This window comes from Streptomyces griseiscabiei (genome assembly GCF_020010925.1).
GTDB classification, from domain to species: Bacteria; Actinomycetota; Actinomycetes; order Streptomycetales; family Streptomycetaceae; genus Streptomyces; species Streptomyces griseiscabiei.
The window spans coordinates 72,512-88,202 of record NZ_JAGJBZ010000002.1 but is presented as its reverse complement, the minus strand read 5'-3'; the positions used below and the strand labels follow the sequence as shown (position 1 = coordinate 88,202).

Here is a 15,691-nt window from a genome sequence, read left to right as displayed (position 1 = left end):
GGCTTCGGGCATGTACGGTCGGAGCCGCCCAGAGGAAACGACAGGATCAGGCAGGAACCGAAAGGAACCAGCGGATTCGCGGCCTCCGGGAGGAGTGGTGACCAGCAGGGGCGACGGGGGAAGAGGACGGATGATGTCGCGGGTTCCCGGATGGCTCGGCCGGCTCGGCGCCGGACTGAGCGGGTGGGGCGAGCGGTTGGAGCGGCGGCGGGCGGAGATCGAGTCGGAGACCGAGGGCCCGCGTGCCGCGGCCGAGCCGGAACCCGGCCGCGGGTCCGGGTCCGGGTCCGGGTCCACTCCTGTCCCTGATCCTGGCCCTGCCCCTGACGCTTCCGGCTCCGGCTCCGGCTCCGGCTCCGAGGCGAGTGGTGAGGTTCGGGGGCGGGCGACCGTCGCGGTCCACTCCGCCCGGCCCGAACCCGCGTCGGTGGTCCCCTGGGGGATGCGGGTGGCGGCCGAGGCCGGGTGGCGGCTGCTGGTTCTCGCGGGCACCGTCTGGGTGTTGATGCGGGTCATCAGCTCGATACAGCTGCTGGTCCTGTCGTTCACCACCGCGCTGCTCGTCACCGCGCTGCTCCAGCCGACCGTGGCGCGGCTGACCCGGTACGGCGTACCGCGCGGCCTCGCCACCGCGATGACCGCCGTCCTGGGCTTCGTCGTCATGGGGCTGATCGGCTGGTTCGTCACCTGGCAGGTCATGGAGAACATCGACGACCTCTCCGACCAGATCCAGGACGGCATCGACGAGTTGCAGCGCTGGCTGCTCGACAGCCCGTTCCATGTCACCGAGAACCAGATCAACGACATCGCGAAGAACCTCCGCGAGGCGATCAGCGACAACACGGACACCATCACCTCGGCGGGGCTGGAGGGGGTGACCGTCCTCGTCGAGGCGCTCACCGGCATCCTGCTGACGATGTTCTCCACGCTGTTCCTGCTGTACGACGGCAAGCGGATCTGGCAGTGGACGCTGAAGCTGGTGCCGGCGGCGGCACGGCCCGGGGTCTCGGCGGCCGGACCACGTGCCTGGCAGACGTTGACGGCGTATGTGCGCGGCACGGTGATAGTGGCGTTGATCGACGCGATCTTCATCGGCCTCGGCATCTACTTCCTCGATGTGCCGATGGCCGTCCCGCTGGCCGTGTTCATCTTCCTCTTCGCCTTCATCCCGCTGGTGGGCGCGGTCGTCTCGGGCGCGCTGGCGGTGGTGGTGGCGCTGGTGACGCAGGGTGTGTTCACGGCCGTCATGACGCTGGTCGTGGTGCTCGCCGTGCAGCAGATCGAGGGACACATCCTCCAGCCGTTCATCCTCGGCCGGGCCGTGCGGGTGCATCCCCTGGCCGTCGTCCTGTCGGTCGCCGCCGGTGGCATGGTCGCGGGGATCGGGGGCGCGGTGGTGGCCGTGCCGTTGGTCGCGGTCACGAACACGGTGGTGGGGTCGCTGCGGGCGTACGCGGACGAGCGGGAACGGGAGCGGGTGGGGCAGCACGGCGGCGGGGCCTAGGGGGCTTGGCGGGTCCAGTGGCGGGTCGGGTCAGCTCTGTTCGCTGTTCGTGTCCGTCGTGGTGCGGGGGAAGGAGACCTCCACGCGGCGGTTCTTCTTGCGGCCCTCCTCGGAGGAGTTGTCGGCGATGGGGTAGTCCTCGCTGTAGCCGCGCACCTCGAAGGTGACGTTGCCGCCCAGGTCGCCGGCGAGGAGGTCGTGGACGGCCTCCGCGCGCTTCTTGGAGAGGGTCAGGCCGTGGGCGTACGAGCCGAGGTTGTCCGTGAAGCCGAAGACGCGGACCGTGCCCGCGCTCTGCTTCTTGATCTCCTCCGCGATCGTCCGGATGCGGGAGCGGGCCTGCGGGTTGAGCTTCGAGCTGTTCTTCGGGAAGAGGACCTCCGCCTGGAGGGCGAACGTCACGTTCTCGTTGGTGTCCTCCCGGCGTTCCTCGCCGCCCAGGTCCTCCACGACCGACTTGATGTCCAGCACCTTGGCCGGGGCGAGCGTGGCTCCCTGGGCGAGCTTCAGGCCCGGGCTGTTCGCGTCCACCTCCGGGGGCGGGGAGGTGGTGACCGTGCCCGGGGGTTCGCTCGGGTCGTCCGCGGCGAGGGCGGGCGGGGTGGTGAGCGTCAGAGTGGCCAGCACGGCCATGGCCACGCCGAGCGTGGCCGTGCCCTTCGTGACGGCTCGCGGGGTCAGGGCAGCCATGGTCACTCGTCCTCGGAGAGTTCGATGGTGGCGGGGGGCATGGAGCCGACCTGGAAGTCTACGGAGGTGGTGGATTCGGGGGGAGCGGGGAATTGGGCGAACCAGTCCGTGGTCGCCCCGGTCCTGACACCGCCGGTGAACCTCGTGCACAGACAACGTCCTTCGGTGTCACGGAGGACGAGGTACTTCTTCCTACCCGTCTGGTCGACCAGACTCGCACCGGCGATCGAACCGCCGTTCTTGACCAGTTCGCTTTCGTCGCCCCGCCATTCCGCTCCGACCCACGGTTTGCCCGTGCCGTTGGTCACGGTGCCTTCGACCGTAACGAAGCCGCCTCCGTCGCGGGCCGCTGAGGTGACTTTGAGTGTCAGGCCATCGGCTTTCACCTCTGCCAGGACTGAATTCGTTGTGGGGGCCTGTGACTCCTGCTTGTCGTCGTCTCCGTTGTCCTTGGACGGCGTCGACGAAGACTGAGTGTTCGACGACTTGTCATCGTCCCCTCCGCCACCACAGCCGGCCACCGTGAGAACCAGCCCGGTGGCGATCGTCACCGTGGACAGAGCCGCGCGGCCCTTCATGGTGTACCGGAACTCCATGAACACTGCTTCCTCTCACTCAGCCAGACGCACAGAGAACATCACAGAAGCGTCGGGAAGGTCGTCCGGATCGAAGTTTCCGGGGTCGATGTCCACTAGTTCGCCGTCGCAGTCCAACGAGACGGGCTTCGTGGGGTCCGCGTCCAGGGCAAAATCGCAGCGCGGCTGGATGACTGCGGTGGCTTCGGCCGTAGCAGTCATACTCTCCGTACCGGGGATGATCGATTCACCGACGGTGTAGCCCGTCTCGACTTCTACATGGAAGCCTGGAAAACCGTTGACCTCGGTCGGCGCGGCACCTCCGAGGACGGTCGACTCGTTCGCGGCAGCCAGTGCCTGCGCTGCGGCCGTGGCTCCTTCGCCGGGGAGCCCGCCCTCAGGGAGGTCCAACCAGTCCAACCAGTCGTCGCCTGCGTCGATGGCGTCCCCAAGGTCCAACAACAGGTCGTCCCGGGCCTGTTGTGTCGCCGCCAACGCTGCGGCATCCGCTGCGGACTGGGCACCGTTGCGGGCGGATGCCGCCTGGGCAAACGCGAAGAAAGCCAACGACGTGAAGAGCAGGATTGCCGTCAGCCAGACGTAAATGGGCAGGGTGGACCCTCGGTCGTCGAGCGGTCTTGTCAGCCGCCGATGACGTTGGTCACGGCTGCCAGGATCGCGCCCGAGATCAGCCCGTCCAGCCCCAACCCGTCGATCATCACGAAGATGCCCGCGACGATGATCATGATGCCCGCGTACTCCACGAACCCCGCACCCGCGTCCCGGTCCTTTCCCCGCATGCGGGAGACGACCGTGGTCCTCCAGGTCTCGAAACGGTGTTTCACCTTCATGGCGGTTGCCTTCCCGCGCGATGCCGACACCAACCGGATCACCGTACGTGAGTCGGCACGTACGGGGGGTGGGTCCGGGGGCCCAACTTCCGGTGGAGGGGTGGGTCATCGGGGCCACCCCTCGGGGGTCGTGCCCAGCCAGTGGGCGATGGCTTCGCTGCGGGTGGAGGTGTGCAGTTTCGCGAAGATGTGGTTGATGTGGTTCTTGACGGTCTTCTCGCTGATGAAGCAGGTGGCGGCGATCTGGCGGTTGTTCATGCCGGACGCGATGAGGTCCATCACCTCCACCTCCCTTGAACTCAGGCCGAACGACGGGCGGTTGGCGCGGTCGAGGATGCGGCGGTGCAGGCGGGACGCGAAGGTGGGACGGGCCCTCGACGACTGTGTCATAGATGATTGCAGCTGCGAAGAGTGATCGTGACGTTCGTGTGAAGGTTTGTAGGAAACGCCGAGCGAAGTCGAGACAGCCGGGGAGAGGGGGCGACGCCCCTCCCGCAAGTCCCGTACCGCCTGGATCAGTTCGGGGGCCGTGAACTCGCCGTGGACGAGATAGCCGGTCGCGCCCCGGCGCAGCGCCTCCGTCACGACCTCGGGTTCCGTGCTGTAGGTCAGCATCATCACGGGGCAGATCGCGGCCAGTTCGGGGAGGGCGGTGAGGCCGTCCGTGCCGGGCATGCGGACGTCGAGGAGGGCGATGTCCGGGTGGTGGCGGCGGGCCTCGTCCACCGCCTCCTCGCCGTTCGTGGCCTGGGCGACCACGGTGATGTCGGGGTGGGTGCCGAGAAGGGCCGTGAGACCGGCGCGGACCACCGGGTTGTCGTCCGCGACGAGTACACGGAGGGGCCGGTCAGACATGTGCGGCCTCCTGTCGGAGGGAGACGGGCAGGGGGATGGTCAGCGTCACTTCCGTGCCCTTGGGGGGTGTGCCCAGGTGCAGGGCCCCGCCCGTACGGGTCGCGCGTTCCGTCATGCCCAGCAGGCCGAAGTGGCCGGATTCTTGCGCTGCTTCGAGGGTGTCGAGGGTGAGGGCGGGCGGGAGGCCCACGCCGTCGTCCTTGATCGTGAGGTGGAGGGTGTCCGGGGTGACGCGCAGGGACACCTCCGCCTGGGTCGCGTGGGCGTGGCGGTGGATGTTCTCCAGGGCCTCCGAGGTGATGGCCAGGAGGTGACGGATCGTCTCGGGCGGGAGGGGCGGGGGGTCCTCGCCGGTGTGGGTGAAGCGGGTGGGGAGGGCGGTGCGGGTGGTGAAGTCCGTTGTGCGGATGGTCAGTTCGGCCCCGAGGTCCGTGGCGGGCGTCGGTGTCGTCAGGTCCGTGTGGCGGCGCAGGTCCGTGAGGAGGTCCCGGGACTCGGCGGCGGCCCGGCGGGCCGCGGAGGCGACGAGGGTGGCCTGTCGCCTCACCAGGGCCGGATCGGGGTCGGGGCGGTCCGACGTCGTCGCGAGCGCGTCGGCGGCGAGGGCCAGGCCGTGGAGGGTCTTGGCCACCGAGTCGTGGAGTTCGCGGGCGAGGCGGGCGCGTTCGGACTCCACGGCCTCTGCGACGGCGAGGCGGGACGTGGCTTCGGAGAGGGCCTGGGTGGCCGTGCCGAAGCGGAACATCAGATTGCGCAGCGTGACGCCGATGACGCCGGCGGCGACACAGAAACCGGCGATGAGGAGGGTGCTGGCGCCCGCGCCGGGACGGTGTTCCCAGGTGCGGTGCACGGTGAGCAGGACGGCGAGTTGCAGGCCGGTAAGGACGCCGGCGCCGCGCCAGCCGTAGAGGAGGCCGGAGAGGAGGGGGGTGCAGACCGTGGCGTAGGCGAGGGGGGAGGCCGGGGAGGCGGTGAGCAGGAGGACCGCGCCGAAGAGGAGGTCCAGGGCCATCAGGGTGGGGTGGCCGAGGAGGCGGGGGGCGAAGCGGTCCCAGTCCCGGAGCATGGCGTACGAGACGGTGATGCCGAGGACGGCCGCGGTGAGTACGGCGTGGCTCTGGGGGCCGTCCGTGGTGTTGGCCATCGCGAAGGGGGTGCCGATGGTGAGGGTGATCAGACGGACGGCGAAGGTCTGGCGGGCGAGGGACTGGAGGGCGTTGAGCTGGAGGCGGAGGGTGGCGGGGGGCGGGGCGTCGTCGGCGAGGTAACCGGTGGTGGGGGCCGGGGTGGGGGGTGTGCGCCGGGTTCTCATCAGCGGCCCAGGATGTCGCCGAAGTTGGTGCCCGAGCCCAGGAACATGCCCGTCGCGATCAGGATCATCGTGGCCGGGAGCATGAAGAGCAGGGTGACCAGGGTGGCCTTGGGGATGGTGCGGGCGGCGCGGCGGCGGGCGTTCTGGGCGTCGGTGCGGCGCATGTCGGCGGCGAGCTGGATCAGGGTCTCCGCGATCGGTGAGCCGAGTTCCTCGCCCTGTTGGAGGGCCGAGACGAACTGGGCGACCTGCTCGGAGGAGTTGCGTCTGCGGAGTTCGTCGAAGGCCTGGCGGCGGCTGACGCCCATGTCCATCTGGCGCAGGGTGATGCGCAGTTCGTCCGCCCAGGGGCCCTCGTACTTCTCCGCGACCCGGTCCAGCGCCTGCCGGAAGCCCAGGCCCGCCGAGACCACGACCGCGAGGACGTCCAGGAAGTCCGGCAGGGTGCGGTCGATGACGTCCTTGCGGTCGCGGACGGCCTGCCAGATCGCCGCGTCGGCGGCGAGGAGTCCGAAGGCGAAGGTGAACGCGGCGAAGAGCGGGCGGTCGCTGGTGAGGAAGACCAGGCCCATGAAGGCGCCGAAGAAGCCGTAGACCGCCCGGCGGGCGGCGTAGCGGGTGAGGGTGAGACCGCCGGGGTTGCCCGCCATGTCGATACGGCGGCGTTTGGCCTCGACCCTGCGGGGGCCCATCAGGCGCAGGACGAGCGGCGCGAAGCGCATGCCGAGGCGGTCCACGGCCGAGCCGGTCTTGGAGACCCGGGTGGCCCCCACCTCCAGGGCGAGCGCCAGATCGCTGGGGAGTTTCGCGTCGGCGCGGATCATGCGGATGCCGAGGACGACGCCCGCCACGGAGATCGCCGTCAGGAGGGCCAGGAGGAGGGGGAGGAAGGAGGGCGTCGATGTCGTCATGCCGGTCACCGGGCCCCTCTCGTCGTCGTCATGTCGGTCACCGGGGCCTTCTCATACTTCGATCTTGCCGAGGCGGCGGATGACGAAGAAACCGACCGTGTAGAGGCCGATCGAGATCAGGACCAGGGCCTGGCCGAGCGGGGAGCCGGTCACCCGGGCCAGGGCGCCGTCGTTCGAGGAGTTGATGAGGAGGAGGGAGCCGAGGCCGAGGAGGGGGACGGTGAAGGCCGTCGCGTTGACCTCGGAGAGCATCGTGCGGACCTCGCGGCGGGTCTCTTTGCGGTCCTCCAGGGTCTGGGTGAGGTTGCGGAGCGAACTGACCACCGTGCCGCCCGCCTTGTTGGACAGGACGAGCGTGGTGACGAGGACGACCAGTTCGCGGGAGGGGAGGCGTTCGGCGAGTTCGCCGAGGGCGTCGTCCACCGAGCGGCCGAGCGCCAGCTGGTCGGCGACCCGGGCCAGTTCCTCGCCGGCCGGGGCCTCCAGTTCCTCCGCCGCCATCGCCAGCGCCGTACGGAGGGCGAGGCCTGCGGCGGTGGCGTTGGCGAGGAGGCGGGCCACGTCGGGGAGCTGGTTGATGAACGCCTCGATGCGTTTCTGGCGCTGCCAGTTGAGGAAGATGGCCGCCGCCCAGACGCCCACCGCCGCCGCGATCGGGCCGAAGAACGGGGCCAGGGTGGTCGCGGCGATCAGCCACAGGGCCGCGACGACCAGGGCGACGTAGGTGGCGAACTCGCCCGCCGTCAGGTCCAGTCCCGTCGTCGTCAGGCGGAGGTGGATCGTGCGGCCGAGGCGGGTGCGGCGCAGGCGGCGGTCGACCGCCGTGAAGCGGCGTACACGGCCCGCCGCCGTGCGGGGCGGGCCGCCCTGGTGGCCCGCGAGACGGTCGACCAGGGCCTGGCGCTGGGCGCGGCCGGAGACGTACGCGTGCGCGCCCGCGACGGCGAGGGTGCCGCAGAGGATCGTGGCGCCGAGGGCGAGGAGGGTGGTGTTGTCCAGGGTCAGGCCCGGGTCCGTGGCTGTCCGGGCCGCCCGGGGCGACGCGGTCGACAGGGATGACAGAGCTGACAGGGCTGTCGCGGTCGGCGTCATGTTCTACCTCCTCGGGGCTATCCGATGGCCTGGCGGGTGTGGAGCGGGTCGATGGCCTCGGCCACGCCGTACGCGGGAGGCAGGGGCTCGTTGGCCACGTACAGCTTCTCCGCGACGGGGCGGGGTATCGGCAGATGCTCGAAGCGGCCGTGGACGACGCGGTCGGCGCCGAGGGGGTCCGGGGCGTAGCGGGAGACCGTGGCGATCCGGAACTGTTCGCGGCCGTGCGAGACGAGCAGGGCGATCTCGGTGACCTTGCGGGAGCCGTCGGCGAAGCGGGTGAGCTGGACGACCACGTCCACCGCCGAGTTGATCTGGTCCTTGAGGGCCTCGAAGGGGATCAGGACCTCGGACATCGAGCCGAGGGTCTGGAGCCTCATGAGGGCGTCCTCGGCGGAGTTGGCGTGGACCGTGGCGAGGGAGCCGTCGTGGCCCGTCGACATCGCCTGGAGCATGTCGAGGGTCTCGCCGCCGCGCACCTCGCCGACGATGATGCGGTCGGGGCGCATCCTCAGGGAGTTGCGGACCAGGTCGCGGATGGTGATCTGGCCCTTGCCCTCGATGTTGGCGGGCCTCGACTCCAGGCGGATGACGTGTTCCTGCTGAAGCTGGAGTTCCGCGGAGTCCTCGATCGTGATGATGCGTTCGCGGGGCGGGATGAGGCCGGAGAGGGCGTTGAGGAGCGTCGTCTTCCCGGTGCCGGTGCCGCCGCTGACGATCACGTTGAAGCGGGCGCGGACGAAGGCGGCGAGCAGCATCAGCATCTGTTCGTCGAGGGAGCCGAGGTCGATGAGTTCGGGGAGGGTGTAGGCGCGGGGGAAGCGGCGGATCGTAAGGGTGGGGCCGGTGAGGGCCAGCGGGGGGATGATCACGTTGACGCGTTCGCCGGTGGGGAGGCGGGCGTCGACCATGGGGTTCGACTCGTCCACGCGGCGGTTGACCGTGGAGACGATGCGTTCGATGGTCTGCATGAGTTGGTCGGTGGAGGCGAAGCGCAGGGGGAGCTGTTCCACGCGGCCGCCTCGTTCCACGAAGATCGAGTCCGGGCCGTTGACCATGATCTCGGTGACGGAGGTGTCGGCGAGGAGGGGTTCCAGGACGCCGAGGCCGAGGGCCTCGTCGACGACCCTGCGGATCAGTTGGCCGCGTTCGGCGGAGGAGAGGACCGGGCCCTCTCGGCTGATGATGTGGCCGAGGACGCGTTCCAGGCGGGCGCGGCGGTCGGCGGCGGTGAGGGCCGACATCTCGGCGAGGTCGATCTCTTCGAGGAGCTTGGCTCGGTAGACGGCCACGAGGTGTCCGTCCTCGCGTCCGGAGCCCCCCTCGTCGGGGGCGGCGATACGGGATCGCAGGCTCATCTTCTGGTCAACTCCTCTCGGGGTCAGTTGTCCGTGTCGTTGGGCATGGTGGCGGTGCGGTCCAGGGTGACCGGGTCGAGGAGGGGGACCACTGAGGGGATGGTGACGGTGACCGTGGCGGTGGTGGTGTCGGTGCCGGGGGCCGGGGCGACGGTGGGGTTCAGCCAGGAGCTGGCCGAGGCCACGCCTGCGGTGGTGCCGGTGCCGGGCTCCAGGGACTCGGCGCGGGCCGCGGCTCGGGCTGCCGAGCCTGCCTGGCTGATGCCGTAGCCGATGAGGCCGAGTTGGATCGCGGCCATGCCTACGAGGAGGAGGATCGGGAGGAAGCCGGCGAACTCCAGGATGGAGGAGCCTCGGTCGTTCCAGCGGTGGGGCGGCTTCGGGTGGTGGGTGGGTCGGGGGCGCGCCGGGGGGTGTCCGTCCTCGGAACGGCGCGGAATCGGTTGGCTGGAGAGTTCAACGGGTTGACGCGCCAACCGCTGCGGGCGGACACCCCCCGACACGCCCCCTTCTCGCCGTACTCGGCCGCCGGTCCGCCGTACGTCCGCTTCTCGTCGTACGCCGTCGGCCCGCCGTACGCCGTGGGGGTCCGGTTCGGTGCGTGTGGGGGTCATGGGGTGCCCTCCAGTGCCGCGCCTGCTTCGCCGTTCACGGTCCAGCCCGCGTCGAAGCCCGGGAAGAAGAGGGGGACGTTGGCCTGGACCTCGGCTCGCATGACGGGGCCGGTGGGGGTGCAGTCGATGGAGGTGTCGTTCCAGGCGCCGGGGAGGTGGGCGGTGCCTGCGGTCTGGCAGGCGGCTGCTATGTCGCCGTCTACGGCGTACGCGGCGGTGGCGGCGCGGGCGGCCTCGTCGGCGGCGTTGCCGGCCAGGGAGTAGGTGTAGCCGTAGAGGGCGGCCTGCCAGAGGATCGCCATGGTGATCAGGATCAGGGGGAACATGCCGGCGAATTCGAGGGTCGCCGAGCCCCGGTCGCCGCCCTTGCGGCGCAGGACGAGGGCGCCTCGGTCGGGGGACGACCTGCGGCGTCGGCCGCCGTGGTGGTGGTCGGGTGCGGCCACCAGTTCCAGTTCGGCGGCGAGGGCCCACAGGGACTGTTTGACGACGGAGCGGTTGTCGAGATCCTGGAGCCGGCCCGCGTCGACGACGGACTGGAGTTCCTTGAAGGCGGCGGGGACGGCGGCGCGGGCCACCTTCGTGCCGGTGATCTTCTCGACCAGGGAGGGCTGGATCTCCGTACCGCGCGAGAGGCGGTTGACGACCGTCAGGGTCTCCTCGGCCTTGCGGATCTGGAGGCGGTCCCAGAGGCGGACCATGCGTTTGGCGGCGCGGACGGCGACCACGTCGGGGGTGACGAGGAGCAGGGCGTGGTCGGCCATTTCGACGGCCGCGGCGGTGGCCGCGGTCATCTGGGACCCGCAGTCGACGATCACCACGTCGTGGCGGGAGCGGAGGGTGGCGACGACCTGGCGGGCCACGCGGTCGGTCACCTCCTCGCCGCGTTCGCCCTCGGCGGGGGCCAGGAGGAGGGCGATGCCGGTGTCGTGGGTGTAGACCGCCTCCTGGAGGACGCGGGGGTTGATGTCCGTGATGGCGGCCAGGTCGGCGACCGAGCGACGGAACTGGACGTCCAGGTACGAGGCCACGTCCCCGCACTGGAGGTCGAGGTCGAGGAGGGCGACCGTACGGCCGGACGCGCGGGCCGCGAGGGCGAGTTGGACGGCGGTGACCGTGGAGCCGACACCGCCCTTGGCGCCGCTGACCGAGACGACGGTGCCGCCGGGGCCCGTGTACAGCTCGGGTGTGCCGCTGCCGAGGTGGCGGCGCATGCCGGCGGACCAGGCAGCGGCGGCCTGCACGCGTTCGGCGAGGGCCTCGTAGGCGAGGGGGAGGTTGACGATGCCTCGGGCGCCGGAGTCCATGGCGGCGGTGAGGACGCCGGTGCTGGTGTCGGAGGTGATGAGGACGACGCCGACCGCCGGGAAGCGCAGGACGAGGTCGCGGACCAGGTCCAGCGCCGGGACCGGGCCGATGCGTTCGTGTACGAGGACGACCTCGGGCAGTTCGTCCAGGGAGTCGGCGGCCAGGCGCGCCAGGGTGTCGAGGAGGGCGGTGGAGTCGGAGACCGGGGGTGCCGGTTCCGCGTCGGCCAGCTGGCCCAGGAGGGTGGTGAGGGCACGGGCCGAGTCGGCGTCCCCGGCGGCGGGGAGGACGCGGATGGTCATCGGTGGGTCCTTCCCGTTCCGCCGGGTGCGGTGACGGGCCTTGGGGCGGGTTCGGTGACGGGCTTTCGGGCGGGTGTGGCGACTGTCCTTCCGCCGGATGCGGCCACGGGCCTTCGGGCGGGTTCGGTGACGGGCTTTCGGGCGGGTGTGGCGACTGTCCTTCCGCCGGATGCGGCCACGGGCCTTCGGGCGGGTGCGGCCACGGTCCTTCGGGCGGGTGCGGTGACAGTCCATCCGCCGGGTACAGCCACGGGCCATCCGCCGGATGCGGCGACAGTCCATCCGCCGGGTACAGCCACGGGCCATCCGCCGGGTACGGCCACGGTCCTTCGGGCGGATGCGGCCACGGGCCTTCCGCCGGATGCGGCCACGGGCCATCCGCCGGGTGCCGCGACGCACGTTCCGCCGGGTGCGGGTGAGCGCGCCGCGTCGGTCTTGGGGGTGCGCGGCATGTGGGGCGCCCTCGTTCGGACGTTCCGGATCGACCTCATCGCGGGGCCTCCTACTTGTCCTCGTCGAGGGTGTACGAACGGTCGTCCGGTACGACGACGGTGGCCTCCCCGCCCCCGACCAGGGCGAGGCGGACGTGTTCGGCGAACGACTCGGCGAACGCGACGCGCTGGGCATCGGCGGTGTCGAGCGCGAAGGTGATGGGGACGGCCTCGGTGGCCGTGCGCCGGCGGTCGCTGCTGGACTGGCCGGATTCGAGGGGGGTCAGCTTGCCGACGTCGATGACACGGGCGTCGGCGACCATCAGCTTGGACGTGTCCTTGCCGGAGTCGCTGTCCTTCTCCTCGAAGGTGGCGTAGATGTTGACCAGCGACCCCGGGTTGATCTTGCCCGCCACTCCGGTGGAGGCGTCGATCAGGATCGCAATCTCCTGCTGTCCCGCTTCGAGTTCGGGCCGGTCGACGATCATGTCGGACTGGAGCAGGGAGCCCTTGCGCAGCTGGGTGACGGCGATCTTGCCGCGGATCTCCGCGAGATCGGTGACCGCCGTGGCGGACAGCCACCGCTCCGGCATCGAGATCCTCTCGAACTCGCTTGCCGTCAGCTCCTCGTAGGGCGCGATGTCACCCTTCAGCCGGTACGCGGTCACCTCGGGTCCGACCTTCGCGTTCACATCGCGGATCACCGAGAGCACCCCGGCGAAGGCGGCCAGGGCGCACAGGGCCGAGAGGACCAGCAGGATGACGCCACGGCGCTGGCGTGAGTTCACTACGTCTCACCTCGTGGGGAAGTGCCGGGCGGTCGAGCGGTCTTGTTCTTCCGTGGAGATGCGGGGGTGGCTGTCTCGCGGGCCCTGCGGTCGTGCGGCCCGGTACCGCCTGTTCGGTTGTGGCGCGGCTGTCATGCGGCCCCCCGTGGCAGCGCGCGCACGGGTGGGGGTTCCGGTTCCCGTAACGGGGCCGCGCAGAACCCGCAGCGGTCGCCGATGAGTTCGAGGCCGCACCAGTGGCAGGTCTCGCGGCGGACGGACGACACGAGCTGGTAGAGCACGGAGACGTCGGAGAGGCCGGCGGCGAACTCGACGATCTTGCCGGTCCCCCACCAGCGGGTCGATCCCTCGGGCAGCGGCACCGGCAGTGAGCCCTGCACCTGCCAGGCCGGCGCGAGGGTCGCGGTGACCCAGTCGGACGGCGGCTGCGGTCCCTGTGCGACGAGCAGCCGGGTGCCGAACTCGGGCCCGGCGAGCGGCTCCTGGCCCGCGACGTTCAGGCGGACCAGCTGGGGCCGGGGGTTGGCCAGGACGGCGAACTGGGCGCCCGGCATCCAGGACTTGGCGTGCGAGGTGAGCGTGACCGGCACCCGGTCGAGCTTGGCGACGGAGCCGAGGAGGGCGCCGGCGTAGATGTAGTGCGCGAGGAGGCGTACGGAGGAGGCGAGCACTCCCGGGCTGAAGTCGCACACCGACAGCTGGCGCAGTTGCTGGGCGAGCAGGGCGAGGCCGAGCGGCGGCAGGTCGACGCCGAGCAGGGCGATGCGGTCGCTCTCCAGCACGGAGCGGACGGTGTGCAGCCGCAGGGCGACGGCCGCCCCGTCCGAGGACGAGTGGAGGGCGATGACATAGCCGTGCTGCTCGATGAGCGCGTGCATGCCGAACAGGGAGGCTTCGAGGGTCTCCTGCGGCTGTACGACAGCGGGCGGGGTCTGCCGGTCGTGCGGTGGGAGCACCAGATCGGAACTGGTGACGGCTATCGCGGTCGGCACGCTGCACACCACCCCGTTCACTTCGGCGGGGTGGTCGACCACCGCCTCAGATGGCCCCTGTGAGGAAGACGTCTGCCTCGACGCCCCTCCTGCATCGTCTTGCATCAGCACCATATCCACGCCATGGCCCGATCAACACTGGATCTCCTTGATCAACTCACCGAAGGTACGGGCCGTATCCACACAGAGTGAGACGCATATGCCTCAACTCGGCAGGCCAGGAAGGGTGTTGGACCTACCCGTACGGGTGAACGGGCCTCGTCCGGGAGTATTGACAACTCTATTGGTCTGGACCAGCGTACCGGGCATGTTCAGACAGAGAAGACGCATACAAATGCGGCGGTTCCGGTCGAGGGCCGTAGCCGCCGCCACTCTCGCCCTCGGTCTCACCCTCGCCGGCGCCGGACAGGCGTCCGCCGCGGACATCAACAACGCCAGGAACGCCGGATTCGAGTCGGGGCTCAGCGACTGGAACTGCTCGGCGGGCAGCGGCGGCACCGTCTCCTCCCCCGTGCACGGCGGCGCGTCCGCGCTGCGGGCCACCCCGGCCGGGCAGGACAACGCCCGCTGCACCCAGACCGTGGCCGTCAGGCCCGGCTCGACGTACACGCTCAGCGCCTGGGTGCGGGGCGGGTACGCCTATCTGGGCGCGACCGGCACCGGGACGGCGGACGTGTCCACCTGGACGCCGGACTCGGCGGACTGGAAGCAGCTGTCGACCACCTTCCGCACGGGCGCCTCGACGACCTCGGTGACGGTGTACACGCACGGCTGGTACGGGCAGGCCGCGTACGTCGCCGACGACGTGTCCGTGTTCGGTCCCGACGGCGGCGGGGGCGGCGACCAGCCGCCGACGATCCCGTCCGCGCCGGCCGGGCTGGCGGTGGCGGGCTCCACGTCCTCGTCGGTGTCGCTGGCCTGGAACGCGGTGCCGGGCGCCACGGGGTACCACGTCTACCGGGGCGGTACGAAGGTCCAGTCGGTCACCGGCACCTCGGCGACCGTGACCGGGCTCGCCGCCTCCACCTCGTACGCCTTCCAGGTCACGGCGGCCAACTCGGCCGGGGAGTCGGGCCGTTCGGCGACCGTGACGGGGACGACGACCGCGACGCCGGGCGGCGGCACCGGGGTGCCCCGGCACGCGGTGACCGGGTACTGGCAGAACTTCGACAACGGGGCGGCGGTGCAGAAGCTCGCCGATGTCCCGTCGCGGTACGACATCATCGCCGTCGCCTTCGCGGACGCCACCGCCACACCGGGCGCGGTGGCCTTCACCCTCGACTCCGCGGGGCTCGGCGGCTACACGGTCGACCAGTTCAAGGCGGACGTCCGGGCCAAGCAGGCGGCCGGCAAGAAGGTCATCGTGTCGGTCGGCGGTGAGCGCGGCACGGTCGCGGTCAACGACGCGGCCTCCGCGGCGAACTTCGCCGACTCGGTGTACGCGCTGATGCGGACGTACGGCTTCGACGGCGTCGACATCGATCTGGAGAACGGGCTGAACGCCACCTACATGACACAGGCGTTGCGGGCGCTGTCGGCGAAGGCCGGCCCGTCGCTGGTCATCACGATGGCGCCGCAGACCATCGACATGCAGTCGCCGTCCAACGCGTACTTCCGGACCGCGCTGAACATCAAGGACATCCTGACCGTCGTCAACATGCAGTACTACAACAGCGGTTCCATGCTGGGCTGCGACGGCAAGGTCTACAGCCAGGGGTCGGTGGACTTCCTCACCGCCCTCGCCTGCGTCCAGCTGGAGAACGGGCTCGACCCGTCCCAGGTGGGCCTGGGGCTGCCGGCCTCGACCCGGGGCGCGGGCAGCGGGTACGTGGCGCCGAGCGTGGTGACCAACGCCCTCGACTGTCTGGCGCGGGGCACCAACTGCGGTTCCTTCAAACCGCCGCGGACGTACCCCGGCCTCCGGGGCGCGATGACCTGGTCGACCAACTGGGACGCCACGGCGGGCAACGCGTGGTCGAACGCGGTGGGGCCGCATGTGCACGGGCTGCCGTAGGCGGCTTCCGAAGGGCTGTGCCGCACGGCTCCTGTAGGGCTGTGGCGCAGGTCACCGGAACCTCTCCCACCTCATGGAGAGAGCAGGGTGTGAG

Annotated in this window: 15 protein-coding genes; 2 read left to right on the top strand and 13 right to left on the bottom strand. The window is 70.6% G+C overall.

What is annotated here, in order from left to right; genetic code table 11:
- Window positions 1–133 precede the first annotated feature (133 nt).
- Complete coding sequence (locus J8M51_RS18005; protein ID WP_267299688.1) at window positions 134–1,504, top strand: AI-2E family transporter; 1,371 nt, start codon at window positions 134–136, stop codon at window positions 1,502–1,504.
- A 30-nt stretch (window positions 1,505–1,534) separates the two neighbouring features.
- Here the strand turns inward: J8M51_RS18005 and J8M51_RS18000 are convergent, their stop codons facing one another.
- The 13 genes from J8M51_RS18000 to J8M51_RS17940 all read right to left on the bottom strand — a co-directional run bounded on the left by J8M51_RS18000 (window position 1,535) and on the right by J8M51_RS17940 (window position 13,625).
- A complete protein-coding gene (locus J8M51_RS18000; RefSeq protein ID WP_086761326.1) occupies window positions 1,535–2,200 on the bottom strand; it encodes an OmpA family protein in 666 nt (221 codons plus the stop codon).
- The gene (locus J8M51_RS17995; RefSeq protein ID WP_086761328.1) at window positions 2,197–2,790 is read right to left on the bottom strand and encodes a hypothetical protein; all 594 of its coding nucleotides are present in this window, start codon (window positions 2,788–2,790) and stop codon (window positions 2,197–2,199) included. Before J8M51_RS17995 ends, J8M51_RS18000 begins: the two co-directional genes overlap by 4 nt.
- A 15-nt stretch (window positions 2,791–2,805) precedes the next feature.
- A complete protein-coding gene (locus J8M51_RS17990) occupies window positions 2,806–3,381 on the bottom strand; it encodes a pilus assembly protein TadG-related protein (RefSeq protein WP_216589949.1) in 576 nt (191 codons plus the stop codon).
- Between the two features lie 29 nt (window positions 3,382–3,410).
- Window positions 3,411–3,620 carry a hypothetical protein gene (locus tag J8M51_RS17985; protein WP_216589946.1) on the bottom strand — a complete coding sequence of 70 codons (210 nt, stop codon included), beginning with the start codon at window positions 3,618–3,620 and terminating at the stop codon, window positions 3,411–3,413.
- 105 nt (window positions 3,621–3,725) lie between these two features.
- Entirely contained in the window at window positions 3,726–4,475 is a 750-nt protein-coding gene (locus tag J8M51_RS17980) for a response regulator (protein ID WP_267299315.1), read from the bottom strand.
- A complete protein-coding gene (locus J8M51_RS17975; RefSeq protein WP_267299313.1) occupies window positions 4,468–5,787 on the bottom strand; it encodes a sensor histidine kinase in 1,320 nt (439 codons plus the stop codon). Before J8M51_RS17975 ends, J8M51_RS17980 begins: the two co-directional genes overlap by 8 nt.
- Window positions 5,787–6,698, bottom strand: a complete 912-nt coding sequence (locus J8M51_RS17970; protein ID WP_086763658.1) for a DUF5936 domain-containing protein — start codon at window positions 6,696–6,698, stop codon at window positions 5,787–5,789. Before J8M51_RS17970 ends, J8M51_RS17975 begins: the two co-directional genes overlap by 1 nt.
- Before the next feature lie 51 nt (window positions 6,699–6,749).
- The gene (locus J8M51_RS17965) at window positions 6,750–7,790 is read right to left on the bottom strand and encodes a type II secretion system F family protein (RefSeq protein ID WP_398856375.1); all 1,041 of its coding nucleotides are present in this window, start codon (window positions 7,788–7,790) and stop codon (window positions 6,750–6,752) included.
- Window positions 7,791–7,807: 17 nt separating this feature from the next.
- Window positions 7,808–9,148: a CpaF family protein gene (locus J8M51_RS17960; RefSeq protein ID WP_086763656.1), complete on the bottom strand. Its 1,341-nt coding sequence runs from the start codon at window positions 9,146–9,148 to the stop codon at window positions 7,808–7,810.
- A 23-nt stretch (window positions 9,149–9,171) separates the two neighbouring features.
- Complete coding sequence (locus J8M51_RS17955; protein WP_267299311.1) at window positions 9,172–9,762, bottom strand: TadE family protein; 591 nt, start codon at window positions 9,760–9,762, stop codon at window positions 9,172–9,174.
- Window positions 9,759–11,372, bottom strand: coding sequence for an AAA family ATPase (locus J8M51_RS17950; protein WP_086761839.1), 1,614 nt, complete (start codon window positions 11,370–11,372; stop codon window positions 9,759–9,761). Before J8M51_RS17950 ends, J8M51_RS17955 begins: the two co-directional genes overlap by 4 nt.
- 502 nt (window positions 11,373–11,874) lie before the next feature.
- A complete protein-coding gene (cpaB, locus tag J8M51_RS17945; RefSeq protein WP_086761841.1) occupies window positions 11,875–12,591 on the bottom strand; it encodes a Flp pilus assembly protein CpaB in 717 nt (238 codons plus the stop codon).
- 131 nt (window positions 12,592–12,722) lie between these two features.
- Entirely contained in the window at window positions 12,723–13,625 is a 903-nt protein-coding gene (locus J8M51_RS17940) for a hypothetical protein (protein WP_086761843.1), read from the bottom strand.
- 292 nt (window positions 13,626–13,917) lie between these two features.
- Here J8M51_RS17940 and J8M51_RS17935 point away from each other — a divergent pair, with 292 nt between their 5' ends.
- Window positions 13,918–15,597, top strand: a complete 1,680-nt coding sequence (locus tag J8M51_RS17935) for a chitinase (protein ID WP_256966149.1) — start codon at window positions 13,918–13,920, stop codon at window positions 15,595–15,597.
- The last annotated feature ends 94 nt before the right edge of the window (window positions 15,598–15,691 follow it).